General features: G+C 48.4%; 13 protein-coding genes and 1 pseudogene. 1 reads left to right on the forward strand and 13 read right to left on the reverse strand.

Annotated features, from left to right (window positions below; translation table 11 throughout):
* Nucleotides 1-2 precede the first annotated feature (2 nt).
* From WG31_RS07410 to WG31_RS14945, 7 genes are all read right to left on the reverse strand, one after another.
* Complete coding sequence (locus WG31_RS07410; RefSeq protein WP_063354110.1) at nt 3-2,549, reverse strand: TonB-dependent receptor; 2,547 nt, start codon at nt 2,547-2,549, stop codon at nt 3-5.
* 417 nt (nt 2,550-2,966) lie between these two features.
* A complete protein-coding gene (locus WG31_RS07415) occupies nt 2,967-3,326 on the reverse strand; it encodes a DUF3325 domain-containing protein (protein ID WP_063354111.1) in 360 nt (119 codons plus the stop codon).
* Nucleotides 3,326-4,879 carry a PepSY-associated TM helix domain-containing protein gene (locus WG31_RS07420; protein WP_245191466.1) on the reverse strand — a complete coding sequence of 518 codons (1,554 nt, stop codon included), beginning with the start codon at nt 4,877-4,879 and terminating at the stop codon, nt 3,326-3,328. The genes WG31_RS07415 and WG31_RS07420 overlap by 1 nt, the downstream gene beginning before the upstream one ends.
* A 3-nt stretch (nt 4,880-4,882) precedes the next feature.
* Nucleotides 4,883-5,065: a hypothetical protein gene (locus tag WG31_RS16025; RefSeq protein ID WP_240322969.1), complete on the reverse strand. Its 183-nt coding sequence runs from the start codon at nt 5,063-5,065 to the stop codon at nt 4,883-4,885.
* 101 nt (nt 5,066-5,166) lie between these two features.
* A complete protein-coding gene (locus tag WG31_RS07430; protein WP_245191467.1) occupies nt 5,167-7,548 on the reverse strand; it encodes a TonB-dependent receptor in 2,382 nt (793 codons plus the stop codon).
* Nucleotides 7,549-7,972: 424 nt separating this feature from the next.
* On the reverse strand, nt 7,973-8,929 hold the full coding sequence (locus WG31_RS07435) for a FecR family protein (RefSeq protein ID WP_063354115.1): 957 nt from the start codon (nt 8,927-8,929) through the stop codon (nt 7,973-7,975).
* Between the two features lie 137 nt (nt 8,930-9,066).
* Nucleotides 9,067-9,576: an RNA polymerase sigma factor gene (locus WG31_RS14945; RefSeq protein WP_238332764.1), complete on the reverse strand. Its 510-nt coding sequence runs from the start codon at nt 9,574-9,576 to the stop codon at nt 9,067-9,069.
* Nucleotides 9,577-9,915: 339 nt separating this feature from the next.
* On the opposite strand from WG31_RS14945, the gene WG31_RS07445 reads away from it, so the two are divergent.
* A complete protein-coding gene (locus WG31_RS07445) occupies nt 9,916-10,872 on the forward strand; it encodes an alpha/beta hydrolase (protein WP_063354116.1) in 957 nt (318 codons plus the stop codon).
* 368 nt (nt 10,873-11,240) lie between these two features.
* Here WG31_RS07445 and WG31_RS07450 read toward each other — a convergent pair whose 3' ends face one another.
* From WG31_RS07450 to WG31_RS07480, 6 genes and pseudogenes are all read right to left on the reverse strand, one after another.
* On the reverse strand, nt 11,241-11,663 hold the full coding sequence (locus WG31_RS07450) for a hypothetical protein (protein ID WP_063354117.1): 423 nt from the start codon (nt 11,661-11,663) through the stop codon (nt 11,241-11,243).
* Between the two features lie 265 nt (nt 11,664-11,928).
* Entirely contained in the window at nt 11,929-12,312 is a 384-nt protein-coding gene (locus WG31_RS07455) for a hypothetical protein (RefSeq protein ID WP_245191468.1), read from the reverse strand.
* 472 nt (nt 12,313-12,784) lie between these two features.
* A complete protein-coding gene (locus WG31_RS07460) occupies nt 12,785-13,126 on the reverse strand; it encodes a hypothetical protein (protein ID WP_063354118.1) in 342 nt (113 codons plus the stop codon).
* Nucleotides 13,127-13,641: 515 nt separating this feature from the next.
* Complete coding sequence (locus tag WG31_RS07470) at nt 13,642-14,025, reverse strand: hypothetical protein (RefSeq protein ID WP_245191470.1); 384 nt, start codon at nt 14,023-14,025, stop codon at nt 13,642-13,644.
* Nucleotides 13,994-15,028: an RNase A-like domain-containing protein gene (locus WG31_RS16030; RefSeq protein WP_245191471.1), complete on the reverse strand. Its 1,035-nt coding sequence runs from the start codon at nt 15,026-15,028 to the stop codon at nt 13,994-13,996. Before WG31_RS16030 ends, WG31_RS07470 begins: the two co-directional genes overlap by 32 nt.
* Nucleotides 15,029-15,234: 206 nt before the next feature.
* A pseudogene (locus WG31_RS07480) lies at nt 15,235-15,567 on the reverse strand (hypothetical protein); the annotation flags it as partial.
* Nucleotides 15,568-15,606 lie beyond the last annotated feature (39 nt).

The raw sequence follows: 15,606 nt of genomic DNA on the forward strand, positions 1-15,606 counted from the left end.
TATTACATTCTGTAAGTGAATTCGCCGCCAAACATGGCTGGATCACCGAGCTGACCATAAAAAACAGCTCCGGCGGATAGAGAGGTCATGGTTACAAAATACCGCTTATCCAGCATATTATGCCCCCAGAAACTCAAATCCCATTTGCCGGATTCTGGACGAATACCAACATGAGCATCCAATATGCCGTATGGCTTGATACGTGTGTATCGAGATTCAGAAGGTTCTGCATAATATTGTGACCGATATCTATAATCTGCCCCAACATAAAACAGTAACTTGCTCCAGAATGGGTTCTTTGTGCCACCAATATTCTTGATGGGCACAGTATATTCCAAACCTGTTGACAGATTCCATTTGGAATTCAGCGGAACTTGGTTGCCTGTCAGGCTGTACAATCCACCAATGTTGGATGATTCCAAGGGATGCGTTGCATTATTAAAAGACGCATAGAAGGCATCTGTATAGGAAGCTGAAATTCTTCCTTCCAAGCCAGGAATAATCACACCGCGTGCATCCAACTCAAAACCACGAGATATAACGTGCTTGGCGTTTGTTAGATAAGAAATTGTTGTGCCGCCAGATGTATAGTAAGATGCACTTGTAATATAATTATGCACATTATTCCAAAATGCTGTTGCATTTACAAAAAGTCGCTTGTGCAAAAATGTGTTTTTTAACCCAAACTCAAACATATCATTTATTTCTGGTTTAACGTCTGGGTTTGCACCTTCTGTAATATTCAAGTTTACCAGGTTAATGCCGCCATTACGTACACCACGACTATACGTGGCATAAAGCATGTGGTTTTCATTTAAACGATAAACAACACTCAAGCTCCCGCTCGGCTCATGTTCACGATGCGTAGCATGATAAGACACAGGCGCCCCAAACACATCGGCCGCCATAGCCGGAATGGCAGAATTAACAATGCGGGATGAATATCCGCCTGATTTACTTACAAAGGAGTATCTAAAGCCCCCTTCTACTTCCAGTTTGGAAGTGATTTTGTATTTTCCACGTACATATCCTGCAACCTCGTTTGTAACAGGGTTATCATGTGCAAGTTGGCTTGCCCCGTTTAAGGCTGCGTTATAAATATCCGGGCTATAGCCGTAACCAAGATATTTGGCCCCCTGCGCTGTTATCGTATTGTGAATATAATCTGGCACCTCCTCATACATATAAAACACGCCGCCAGTTACTTGATAACGACGATTTTCCGGAGAAGAAATGCGCAGTTCTTCCGTAGCATTCTGCTCATAGACCTGATTATTGTCCGCAGACCAAAGCTGTAAACCCGGCGTATTTCCCGCGCCATCAGAAAGAGCATTATGTGGATACCAAAACCAGTTACGCCATGAAGCTATATTTTCAAGCTTCCACTGATTAGGAAGTTGGTAACCAACATTCAAGGAAACACCATATGTTTCCTGATCTACGGCCTGGCTGCCACTTGCAGGGCCGCTAACCAACATATCCCGCACACCATGTTTGGGTACGGGCTCAGCCCCAGCATATGCTGCACGATCCCAGTAATTTCCAGAAATAGCCTCTCCATTAGAATAGTTGCTTAAAGTAGTTGTCATGGGGGTGATGCAGCAACTTTCCCGTAGATGCGTGTAATCACCAATAAGGCGAATTGTAAGCCCTTCTGTTGGTTTAGCCAATAGCTGAGCTTTTGCACCCAAAGTGTGATAGTCTTGGTAATACCTATTGGTTGTAACGTTTTTAACATACCCATCACGGTTCATGGAAAAACCTGACAGGCTGTAAGCAACCTTATCACTATTTCCTACTGCACCAGTGGCACGCACACGAACATTAGCTGTATTGTAGCTGCCATAATCACCCGTTACTGTGTATTGTCTTTTAAAAGATGGTGCCAATGTTGTTATATTTATGGTTCCGCTATCATTATCTATACCACCGCGCGTAGCCTGTGGCCCTTTAAGCACTTCTATTCCTGCTAGATCACTAATATCCCCCAGCACTGCACCGGGGCGTGTTTGATAGACCCCATCAATATACACTGCAGCACCATTTTCCAGCCCATCTTGTGCAGTAGAGCTAAAATTACCTAATCCACGAATATTTATAGCGGTATTGCGTGGATTAGATACTTGCAATGAAACAGATGGCAAAAGGCTTGTAGCCTGCGGCAGATTGGTAATCTGATGTGTTTGCAAGTCTTTTTCTGTAACTGTTGTAACAGATACAGGATCGTTCTGCCGTTTCAAAATTTGTTTTCGACTTGTACTGATAGCACCATGCACACTCACTGCCTCTGAATGCACAGATTCTACAGCGCTAACTGCTGCAGATTTACGGGCATGCGCCGCGCCTTGCTGCTTAGCTGCATGTGGCGTGCGATGTTTACCGCCTGTTACATTCTGAGTTTCTGCATTTGTGCGTGCAGATGCCGTTTTTTCCAACCAGCATGAAGCCAAAATAAGCACGGCAGAACAAAACAGAAAACGGCGTGTAAGAAGATCAAACGATGATCTATCTGCCGCAGACACCAAGGCCTGATTTCTGAATGCACTCATAAATGGCTCCAAAATAACTATTTTGTTTAGTTGTTACATTAACCAACAATATAACCGACACATTGTATTTTTTTAGTCAATACGATTCGTGCGATATTTTATAATAAATTACTAAATAAAATAGTTATTTATGAGCACATTCCGTCTACTTTTAGGCTAATTGCTGGCAGCAACTCGCCCAAAAGGTAAAAGCCATTCCTATGAGCAACGACATAGAAATTTTTATACGAGATAGAGACTTAACCCGAACCTTTATACATGCATGTCAGAATGGGTATGATTGGCGTAAATATTCCTATGCCTAGGGTGCTTGATGCGAAAAGAACCTCTGTTGGGAAACCACCATATGCATGAGCCAAAAGGTATTCTGCTCTGATGCAGAGTTTATTATGCCTAGACCTGGATGAAATAAAATAATTATTTTGAAACCTGATTTTCTGTTCTCTCGAAAAGAGAATGTGGGTTCGACAATAATTTCGCCAATGGTCTTAAAATACCAGGCCACCAACCCAAGACAAATGCAACATTACAAGCTGCAAACGATACCAAATCAACCCACAGCAGAAAGCCAAATCCACCGCCTTCGTTTCCAACTGCAATGACCAATGTAAGAACTAGAAGAACCACCGCCCCGCCCCGAATTTGTGCCTTACGACGATGAGAGCGTAGTTCTGGGACACCAGTTGCACGGCGATGCTGGAATTGCGTGAGCGCCAGCAGAGCAAAAGCCACGAACAGCACTAATTCGAGAGCAAAAGAAAACAGAAACGCCGCCATTACATCGTCTCCACCAGAGGAGTGCGTGTTAAGAGCGCTTTTTTTCGTGACCGCCGAGATAGAATGACTACCATCAGCAAAGCCAACGTGGCGCCAGCCAGTAGCACTGCATCCATTCCACCCACAGGCCATAGGTATGAATGAGACAACGTGCGTAACAAGTGATCACCTGTTGTGATCCAATTTAATACAGCGGCTGAAAGCGCCAGAAAACCGATAGCAGCACACTGTATGATCCACACACGCTGCGGCCAGACCAAACCATGAATACATGCTCCCAGCCAGACGCTATAGAAAACACAAACTTCAAGCGATGCACGCTCTAACCCAAAAACATGTGTACCCAGTGGCAACAAGCGATTGGCAACAAAAAATGCCAACGTTGCAAGGATAATCCCGGTGATAGACCCCGCCGCTATGCCTTCTACCAAACGGAAACCAACCTGCTCACCTTGCCGCTTTCGCCTTGCCTCCAACCAGAACAGAAAGCCGGTTCCAATCAGCACACAACTCCCCAGCCCAAGCAGGAAGTAAATCCACCGTAACACCCAATGATGAAACTCAATAAGATGCACACCACTCAGAAAACGCTGCACCCGCATAACAGGGTTTAAGCGTGGTGATCGGGAAAGAAATTTACCGGTTGAGCCTTCAAACGCTATGACATCTCTATCAATAACCACCTGATTTTCATTGCCCCGAAAAAAAGCAATCCGGCTCGTCGTCATACCGGGGTTTGTGACAAGAACCAGATGAGGCTGCTCTCCGCCCCATAGCGCACGGGCATGCTTAGCTGCTTCATCTAGTGAAGCAACTGGTGCACCAGGTTTTCCGTGTTTTACAGATAGAAATGAAAGGCCATTTGAATCAAAAAAGTAGGCACGCGCATTTGGGTAAACGGCATTCACAGCAGTTGAAAAATAAGTTCCGCCTAAAATAACCAGTCCGGAAAACGCCAGAATGATATGAAAGGGCAGCCCGAGCACGCCCGTAACATTGTGAAGATCCAGCAACATACGCCGTGGCTTGGCACGCGGTCGGAACGTAAAAAAATCCACAAATATCTTGCGATGGATAATTACGCCGGTAACGCATAGGGCAAGCATGGCCATAGTGGCCACCCCTACCAACCATTCCCCTACGTTCATGAGGCCAAGATTGAGTGTATAGTGGAATGGAAAAATAAATTCGGTTGCACCTAATGTTCCTGCATCCGGCAGTTCATGGCCTGTTACTGGGTCAATGTCAGCACTGATGGTTTTTTGTCTGGTGCCATAATGTGTGTGAATAACTGCATCTCGGTCATTCGGTAGAGTCACGTTCCAAAACGCAGCTTTTGCGGAAATTGCTTTATTGAGGGATGGACGAAAACTCTCAAGTGGCAAGATGCTGGTAGCCGGAGGCAGACGTGTAGCCGGCTTCATCCAAAGATCAATCTCACTATCAAAAACCGACAGTGTTCCCATCCAGAAGATTGCGAAAAGAATACTCCCCAGCACGACGCCCGCCCAAGTGTGTAGCCACCCCATGGATCGGCGGAAATCTTGCTTCATCACTTATCCTCCATGCCCAATAAAGGAGGTCAGCCCATAACTGGCCGCAATAAGCACAGAGAATACTGCAACAGGCTGCCACAGTGCCGTTGCTGCAAAAACCCACAGCCCAAGGCAGAGGTACAACACAAAAACCAACATGATCCCCAATGTAACCGCATCCACCCGCGGAACACCTGAACTCACGAGGAGGAGGCAAAAAATTGCCATCGCCGAGGATGAAGCAAAATATCCTCCTCCAACTGCAAGAAGAACTCGTGCCACCACTTCAAGCCGAGACCTGAACATCAGAAATCAGCCATCACGGCAAAGCGGAATGTTCTTGGTGTGCTCAGAGAAAGGTAGTTATACCCGCCAGAATTCCAATAACGCGCATTTGTTACGTTATCCACATTCAGAAGGAAGGAAAGTTTTCCGTCTTTTGATGCGGGGTTTTTCATTGCATAACGCGCACCCATATCCAGCCTTACCCAGCCCGGTATGCTTCTGCGGTTCGCTCCATTTTCGATATATTCCGAATGCGTGTACATAATATCGGCTGTAGCCGAAAGGCCCTTTACAAACGGAAGATCGTAATCCAGCCCCATATTAAAATTGACAGGTGATGCGTTTGCTGCGCGTTGGCCGTTATTGGTGCCACCTTGGGTATGTGTAAGAATGGGATCTAGAAGCATCACCCCACCCGTGGCACGCAACCCATGTGTGATTTCTCCAGCAATATTCAGTTCCAACCCACGATTACGCTGGTTACCATTAACTGACATTGTATTGGTGTTGATATCTGTAACCGTGCTTGGTTGAGATATCTGAAAAACATCAAATGTTAGAAGAACTTTTTTTAAATCTGCTTTAACGCCAACTTCGTACTGGGTTGACTTGTAGGGTGCAAAAATTTCCCCCGAATTGGCATAATTTGAGGCAACAGTTGTGCCCTGCTGAAGGCCCTGAATCCAGTTGCCATAAATTGAGACATTTTTAAGAGGTTTGAAAACCGCTAGAACCGAAGGGCTGATGGCCGTTCTGTCATAAACGCCGGTTTTTGTTCCAACGTGATCCGAACCTGTATTGGCACTTTGAACGCGCTGCACACGCAAGCCAGCCGTGACCTGAATACGCTTATTCAACGCAGAAATCGTGTCAACAAACGCAAGGCTAGACAGTGTTGAGTAGCTTGTTTGCCCTGCACTGCTAGGAACAGATATCTGGTTACCTGATGAAAACGCACCTGCTCCATTATAAATATTAAGATTATACGCGGGAAGCCCCGTATTAACCCCAAATGCACGCCCAAAATCAAGATGAAGTCGGTTTGCAGAAAAAGCCACTTCCTGCGTAATAGGGCCGCTATCAATTTTGCCGCGCACACCAACTTCTGCGGTCAGATAACGTCCATGCTGTGCAACCCCCACCGGGGTCGCGCCACGTGAATTACCGGCAGTATCATTCACAACAATCTGCTGAAAATATGCGCCTCTCAAATCGTAATCATGCACACCAACACTGCCATAAGCCGTGAAATTTCGGAAAAGATCGACTTCTCCACGAAAAACACCAAAGAGATCCTGACCATGTATGTAAGTGCCGGGCAGATTGAAGTTGCGTTTTGCCCGCCCTGCATCCGGGATAGGAATACCTGATGCAAGCTGGAGAAATGGCAAAACACCTTCAATATCGCGGTATTGATATCCAAAATCTGTTGAAAGCCGCACACGGTGCAGGCGTAAATCAACCCCTGCTCCAACCAGAGCCGTTTTCATGTCATTATAAGGAATTGCTGTTGGGCCAGAACGGATCATGCCGTTAACACGAACACCAAGCTGTTTTTCCTTACCAAAGCGCCGACCAACATCAGCATGACCACCAAACTGTGCGTTGGAGGTATAATCTGCTTCAATTTTGGAAAGAGGCGTATCCTTTGCGCGCTTCGGCACAATATTAACAACACCGCCAATAGCACCACCGGGTGACATACCATTAAGCAGCGCAGCCGGGCCACGAAGAACCTCAACCCGCTCAGCCAATTCGGATGTAATGCCCCCAAAAGGCATCATTCCATACAAACCGCCATAGGAAATATCGACATTATCTATATTAAAACCACGTATCTGTAGCCGTTCTACCCCTGCTGTTCCCGTTGCAAACCCTGCTCTAACAGATGGATCATCCTTTAATGCATCACGAATACTTCTTATCTGGCGCTTTTCAATAAAGTCTTCGGTGTAGCTTGTCTGATTAAACGGCGTGTCCATCACATCCCGGTTGCCCAACATACCGAGTTGCCCACCTCGCGCGATTTCACCCCCTGGGAGAGTTGGTGGCAGATTGTCGATTACAGCAGTAGAAGGAACCATATTCTGCACCTCCCCCGCAACACGTACTGGCCCCAGTATGATTGCGGTAGAAGCAGGAACAATTTTGTAAGCGCGCACCCCGCTTTGCAAATACGTTAGTCCGGTTCCTCGCAAAAGGCGTGCAAGTGCTTCAGATGGTGCAAAACGCCCTTGCAATCCGCCTGTTGTTTTGCCCGCAAGCATTGGGGCTTGTGAAGTGAGGGGAGCATGCGCCTGCGTGCTGAAAGCAACAAGCGCATCTGAAAGAGAACCAGCCGCAATATTGAATGTTGTTGTGGGCAGACCGGTAGCTGCGGCAACAGAAGGATTTGTAACCACAGTTTGTGCACAAGCTATCGGGGTTAAAGCTGTAAAGGTTGCGAGAGACAGAAACGCTACGGTTGCTCGTCTGCCATATGAAAAAGCAGTATCTTTGGAAGTAAAAGTAGGTAAGACTCGCTGATAATCTGTTTTCAAAAATAGTTTTTTTGAAAAATGTTTTCCCGGAATACTGGATGCTACAGCTCTTCGTGCAGAGAATAGAGGCTGAATGTTTATGTGGGCTCTCATCGTCGCAGTATTTTCCATCCTGTCCGGCCATCCTGTTATTATAATGCGATTCATTCGCATTATTGGCTTTCAACTAGATAGATATTCCTGCGGCGTGATTTTTCCCTCCTTCGAAATTTTTTTAAGGTGAGTCTGGAAAAAAGTTATGTAATCTTTTGATAATGTTGTGTTTTTTTTGAAAATATTTTTTACCCTAGCGAGAGCTGATAATATCAACCCACGACATCAGTGATGACACTTTGCCACCATAAGCATCTACGATAAGGCGCAATGATGCTTCAGGTTGGTTGAGATCATATGTTCCCGTAACGCGCTTGTTTGATAATTTGTAATCGGCCAAGATAATCCGGGTTGCCGTCCATGGACGCAAAGCATCAATCAAGTCTGCAATAGTCTCATTACGGGCAATCAATATGCCTGCACTCCAAGCCCCAATACTTGCTACAGGTGTTTTACCTGTAATTGCAGTGCCATCAGTTATTTGTTCCCAGTCCCCTGCGTAAAGATCCCGGTCTATCAATTTGGAGTGGCGTGATGTCACATGCACAGCCCCTTCCCTTACGCCAACCGTTGTATTGTTGTTATCCACCCTGATATCAAAAGTTGTACCTATATCCGTTACGGTGATATCTCCAGTTGTAACGTGGAAAGGCCGCGCTAACTCATGATGGACTTTGAACAGTGCCTCCCCTTGGATCAAATGAACCCGCCGCTCGGAAGCATTCATTGTAATCGAAATGGCTGCACGAGGCGCGAGAATGATCTCGCTTCCATCGGCCAGATGGATGTTGCGTGTCTGACCGATGGGTGCGTAATGATCCGCCCTGAACCGCATGAGCATATCGGGCGTAATAAAGGTTAACGCAGCAAAGGCTGCCGCCAATGCCATCCCACACCCTGCCATAAGCTGCCTTGGGGCGGAAAAGCGCATATGCTTGCGCCAAGAAGGTTTACAAGGCACGGAAGAAGATGAAGGCACTGCTGCCATTACGGACGCAGTTATGTTCATATCCGCCCATGCTTGGGCATGTGCGGGATTACTTGCGAGCCATTCTTCAAACTGACACTTCAGATTTTCATCATCTGGATCTTCTCGCAAGAAAAGATACCAACTGGCTGCGGCTTGGGCGGGGGTTTTTCGTGCTGTCATGCCGAACAAAGCCTCCCAGAACGCATGATAACAGCTTTTCTAATCTCACGCACGAAAGCAGAGTCAAAACGCCCTCTATATCTTACAGATGCGTAAGAGAACCTTTTTTTCCATCGGCTTGGATATCTCACGCGACACTACTGCCCTTCTTTACGGACACGGTCGCAAATCACCATACCATCTTCAATAAGGCCATGGACACGTGTCAGGGAAAGGCCCAGATGAGCAGCAATTTCCCGCAGTTTCATACCTTCGAAATGATACATGTGGATCGCCTGTCGCTGGCGCGGGTCGGGCATGGCGGCAATTGCGTCCACAATGCGTTTCATTGCTTCGCGGGAAGCTACATTTTCTTCCGGCGATACCTGTCCGTCTATAATTGCGGCTGTTGCAGTCTCAAAATCCGTACCAAGGGTGCCTTCCCGACCCAACCTGCGCATTCTGGTAATGACCAGGTTGCGCACCATTGTTCGGAGATAATTCAATGGCGCAGCAATCATCTCTACTTGCTGGCGGCTGAACAATAGCCAGACATCCTGAACAATATCTTCAGCGACTGTATGGTCTCCCGAAAGACGTGCCGCATAAGACAAAAGACTAGCCCTATGGGTCTGATAGAGTTCCAATGATGTGCGTTTCGAATTCAACGCAAGGCCCCTCCAGAGGCTTCAGTCTTTGCCTATCAGATTTAGAATTGAGATTGTTTCTCAGTTTCATTGCCATAAACCATTCCGCTTCGCAACCATCGGGCGAATAGCAAAACCAGAATTATCCCCAGAACAAAAGGAATGTCAGTTGCAACATCTACGCCAAGAAAGTGCGGTTCCATACTCATCGGGAGTTTGTATGCGATGTCCGCTTTAAGAAACTAACTGTTAGTCATCACAGCATCCTTTAAAAACACTTTTTGTTCAATCAGTTGTACGTGATGCCCCTATCTGGGCAATGCCATCTATCGTGAGGACAAACAACGCGGAGAAATCTTCATGTCTCAAAACTCTGTTGCTCCAGAATTCAGAGAAGCTCTGAAAGTTCTGCCATCCTTTGATGGCCTTTCGGATCAGAACCTCGCTGCCACCCGCAAGGCGTTTATCGCGGCCATTCGCAATGTACCGGTCATCGAACATCCAGACGTCACGATTGAAGAACATCATGTACCTGGGCCTCCTGGCGCCCCGGATGTTCCGGTCGTGGTTTACAGGCCCACGGGTGAACATCCGAATGCGCCAGCGTTGGTCTATATTCATAGTGGTGGCATCGTCAGCGGCACACCGGAAGTAGATGATGCGCGATGCAAGCAGCTCGTAAGCGAATTGGGGCTGGTTATCTTCTCTGTTGATTACCGTCTGGCACCTGAGGCACCTTACCCAGCAGCAATAGAGGACTGTTATGCCGTTCTAAAGTGGGTTCATGAGCAGTCCACTCATCTGGAAATTGATCGTAATCGCCTTGTCATCGGCGGGGACAGCGCTGGTGGTGGTCTGACTGCTTGCCTTGCCCTGCTGGCGCGAGACCGGGCAGAAGTGAAAGTTCTTTTCCAGTTACTTATCTATCCCATGCTGGATGATAGAACCGGAACAACTGTCATGCCCTCTCCGGAAATGGGCCAGTATATATGGACCCGTTCCGCTAATCACTACGCATGGAATGCTTATCTCGGCAAAGCACCCGGAAGTACGGGCGTTTCCGAATATGCATCGGCGTTTCGCGCGGCAGATCTGGCGGGATTGCCGCCTGCTTATATCGGGGTTGGATCTCTGGATCTTTTTCTAGACGAAGATCTTGAATATGCACGCCGCTTGATGGCAGCGGGTGTGGCAACAGAAGTCTGTGTCATTCCGGGTGCTTATCATGTGTTCGACGTGTTTATTCCCGATGCACCATTAAGTATACGGTTCAGACAATCCTATTTTTCCGCTCTAAAACGCGCACTTTCTATCTAGAAACTTATTTTTCTGTTTTACAAAAGAAAGATGCGTGCCCCACTCTTTCTGTCAGTCCAGTTGATGTGCAGGCAATACGGATCCATGCCACTGGCGCTCATCACTGGACTTCTCATGGTTGAATTGTGGCGCTTGAAAACCAAAGCTGGTCAAGACCTGTGCAGCAGGCATGGGTGACGCATAGCCCGAAACTAAACTGTGGCACGTCTATATAGCCATCCGCAGATAGCCATGAAAACTCAGAGAAGCAGAGCTTGATGTTAGTAAGCATTGTGTGGGGTGACTGATGAAAGCCAACGGTATTCGTCCCGTACGTACGCGTTGGCACAAAGCCACGTAAAAAGAAATCACATACCGGCACAAAACCGTTACAAGTCTGGTTTTGGTTGGCATGATAGAAGGGTGACACCAGCCGTATCTTCAAAATCGTCCGGATGCGCCGTGAGAGGCATGGACACGACATCGTCGCTCCGATGGTCGGCATAGACGAACGTCAAATAGTAAGACCGGTCATTGTTCGAAGGATCACCATCAAACATTTTGTCCCATTCCAGCAGGTCACGCCGTAGAGACGATCCGCCGCTGCGGGTCCAGACCGCCGACACACAGTTTGAAACACGCTCGACGCGCACAATCAGTCGCCCATTGAGAAACGCCTTTCCATCAAGCTCCTCGTTGAACATCGTATTACCGTTGTAAGACTGTTCCTCCAAAGACTCTGGCTTGGTACCTGCGTATGCGGTGCCCCCTACACAGACAGCGCAAATCAGGCTTAGGATAGCGCGGGTCATCAAAATCGTCTTTCCAGCAGAAGCGTGGCCTCATCGTGCCATCTTTTGACCAGAAACACCATCGACGAGCGTGAAACTCTCACTGCTCTGAAGTACCAGACGAACATTCAGACCCTTCCACTCGAGGGTGACATTCCTTGGTGCATGAATGACGTGGCCTTTCCGGAAAATATATATATTCTATACCACACCTCTTCGGACTCTATGGAAAGCCAACACGTCAAAGCAGACATCCCTGTATTCCGTGTTAGCAAATACCCCGTCCTTACATGTCGGGGTCAATCTCTTTTCCCGCCCGCACTTCGGGGTCATTTTCAAAAGCGTGTAGAACGGCTGACCAGAACGCCCGCAGGCTTGGAAAATTGCCCCAGTTGGGTGGTTCTTCAACATCCGCCGTGGGGTCTATACCAAGAACAGCCCAACTGACGCGATCGAGATCTACATCGCTATAGGCCAGTAACGTCCTTAATTCGTTGACTGCCTGCTGTTTGAACGACAGGCCAGTGCCCCGCGGCGCATCTTCAATAGCCTCGAACAGCGTGTCGCCAAAAGTATCTGCATCTTCGCCAAACGAGCTGGCGCCCAGATCGGCTAAACGCGGAAACATGTCAATAATATCATATTTAGTATAGTTTAACAGTGTGGACATAGTAGCTCATTCCATTGTGTACTTTTTTGACAATTGTAACTTGAATGTGCCGCGCAGTCTTGCGCTGCCGATTGGCATTCTCGATGACGACAGTTCCCCTCCCTGAGGTGTATCCGTCCAACTGGATTGCATTTCCATCTTTGGCGTTCTTGCGCCAGCTATCAGTCTTGGGGACGGAATGCTGGTTGGTATTCGACATGGCGTGCCCTGAAAACGCAAACACAGAAAAAGCCCGCCGGTAAGGGCGGGCTTGACGTATCGCACGGGTGATCCACGCCGAGGTTTATACCATAGCGCTTTTTCGGTTGCGCGCGGATACCAGATAAAAAAGACTGATCCTAACTCCACCAACATCCGGTATGCAGAAAGCCATCTAGCCACCTGCCTATCTGACATGAAAGTGCTGCCGCCTGTCTGTTTCATGTTCGCTAAACAGGCAGGCTAGTAAAGGGTGTTAGCGGATACTCCGTCCTTACATGTCGGGGTCAATCTCTTTTCCTGCCCGCACTTCGGGGTCATTTTCAAAAGCGTGTAGAACGGCTGACCAGAACGCCCGCAGGCTTGGAAAATTGCCCCAGTTGGGTGGTTCTTCAACATCCGCCGTGGGGTCTATACCAAGAACAGCCCAACTGACGCGATCGAGATCTACATCGCTATAGGCCAGTAACGTCCTTAATTCGTTGACTGCCTGCTGCTTGAACGGCAGATCATATGTTCGAGGTCCCCATTGGATAGCTTCCGTTAGCGTGTTTCCAAACATATCGGCATCTTCACCCAAACAGTTGGCACCCAGACTGGTCAGGCACGGAAACATGTCAAGAATGTCATATTTAGTACAGTCGGACAGTATGGACATAATAATTCATCCCATTGTGTTCTTTTTTAGTAATTGTAACAAAGAGGCGATGTGCGGCTTTGCGTTGTCGATTAGTATTCTCGATCACGATAGCCCCTTTTCCCGCGAGATATCCTTCGACGTCGACTGAATTTCCATCTGCGGCGTTCTTGCGCCAGCTATCAATCTTGGGGACGGAATGCTGGTTGGTATTCGACATGGCGTGCCCTGAAAACGCAAACACAGAAAAAGCCCGCCGGTAAGGGCGGGCTTGACGTATCGCACGGGTGATCCACGCCGAGGTTTATACCATAGCGCTTTTTCGGTTGCGCGCGGATACCAGATAAAAAAGACTGATCCTAACTCCACCAACATCCGGTATGCAGAAAGCCATCTAGCCACCTGCCTATCTAACATGAAGGTGGCTGCTGCCTGTCTGTTTCATGTTCGCTAAACAGACAGGCTAGTAAAGGGTGTTAGCAAATACCCCGTCCTTACATGTCGGGGTCAATCTCTCTTCCCGCCCGCACTTCGGGGTCATTTTCAAAAGCGTGTAGAACGGCTGACCAGAATGCCCGCAGGCTTGGAAAACTGCCCCAGTTGGGTGGTTCTTCAATATCCGCCATGGGGTTCATACCAAGAACAGCCCAACTGACACGATCGAGATCTACATCGCTATAGGCCAGTAACGTCCTTAATTCGTTGACTGCCTGCTGCTTGAACGACAGGAAATGACCCTGCGGCGCATCTTCAATGACCTCGAACAGCGTATCGCCAAAGAACTCAGGATCCTCGCCAAACGAGCTGGCACCCAGATTAGTGAGACGCGGAAACATGTTGAGAATATCACGAGTGGTATAGTCTAACAGTGTGGACATAGTAGCTCATTCCATTGTGTACTTTTTTGACAATTGTAACTTGAATGTGCCGCGCAGTCTTGCGCTGCCGATTGGCACTCTCGATGACGACAGTTCCCCTCCCTGAGGTGTATCCGTCAAACTGGATTTTATTTCCATCTTTGGCGTTCTTGCGCCAGTGATCAATCTTGGAGCTGTTATCCTTGAGCACTTTGTGAATAGCGCGTTCGGCGTCTTCCTTCGATATGAAGAATGAAACAATGGGCTGCCTTTCCTTTACAAACCGGCGTTCGATATATTCGTCGGTTGGATCGACGTGCTTGAGCAAGACATGCCCCCCTGCCTTGCGATTATGTGGCGGGGCCTCATGGTGATCGAGATCGAGCCGCTTCTGTCGATGGGGTAAGAGGAGATCCCGGTCGGTGGGTGGTCTTGCGGGTTGAGGGGAGTGGGACGCAGGCCGGTGGAAGTGCTCCATCGTGATGTCGGCCTGCCGGAAGGTTAGCCGACTTACATCTGCTGAGGCTACGCGAATGGCGCGTGTTGCCGCGAAAGACCCGGCCCTATACAGCAGGCTACTGGGAATCAGGGCGTCCACAGCCATACCTGCCATATCCGCAACCACGGGGGATGCATGTGCTCTCAGAGCTGCGGCGCGGACCGTGCGTTCGGTCCGGGTTTGTGGAGGTGTGCCAGTGTTCCATGCACGCCGTCCAGCGGTCATCACGTCAACACCGTGAGCGGCAAACGCAATGCCGCCCACTTTGCTGAGCGTCGGTTCAGGGGCGGCTAGAAGGCCAGTGGCTCCGGCTATTTCCGCAGCCCCGAAGCCGATCATGGCCAGACCTTCGGCCCGGTTGATTGTTTTCTGGCTTGGCAGGTAGCGTCTGACGATGCTGACAAGCTGATGTTCGCTCATGACAAATGTCAGGGCGGGATGTTGGTTGGTATTCGACATGGCGTGCCCTGAAAACGCAGACACAAAAAAAAGCCCGCCGGTAAGGGCGGGCTTTTTTTGTGTCACACGGGTGATCCGCGCCGTGGCCTATGCCATAGCGCTTTTTAGGAGGATCATGGTTTTGTGGGAAAGTTCGGGTTAGTGAATATCATTGTTCGAACTATATTGAATATATGGTAAAAACTACGCGCGAATACCAGATAAAAAAACCAACGCGTCAAAACAGACATTCCTGTATTCCGTGTTAGCAAATACCCCGTTCTTACATGTCGGGGGTCAATCTCTCTTCCCGCCCGCACTTCGGGGTCATTTTCAAAAGCGTGTAGAACGGCTGACCAGAACGCCCGCAGGCTTGGAAAATTACCCCAGTTGGGTGGTTCTTCAACATCCGCCGTGGGGTTTATGCTGAGCACAGCCCAACTGACACGATCGAGGTCTACAGCGCTATACGCCAGTAACGTCCTTAATTCGTTGACTGCCTGCAGCTTGAACGGCAGGAGATGCAGGCTTGGCGCACCTTCAATGGCCTCGAACAGCGTGTCGCCAAAAGTATCTGCATCTTCGCCAAACGAGCTGGCGCCCAGATTAGTGAGACGCGGAAACATATCGAGAATATCATATTTAGTATAGTTTAACAGTTTGGA

The organism is Acetobacter oryzifermentans (assembly GCF_001628715.1).
GTDB lineage: Bacteria > Pseudomonadota > Alphaproteobacteria > Acetobacterales > Acetobacteraceae > Acetobacter > Acetobacter oryzifermentans.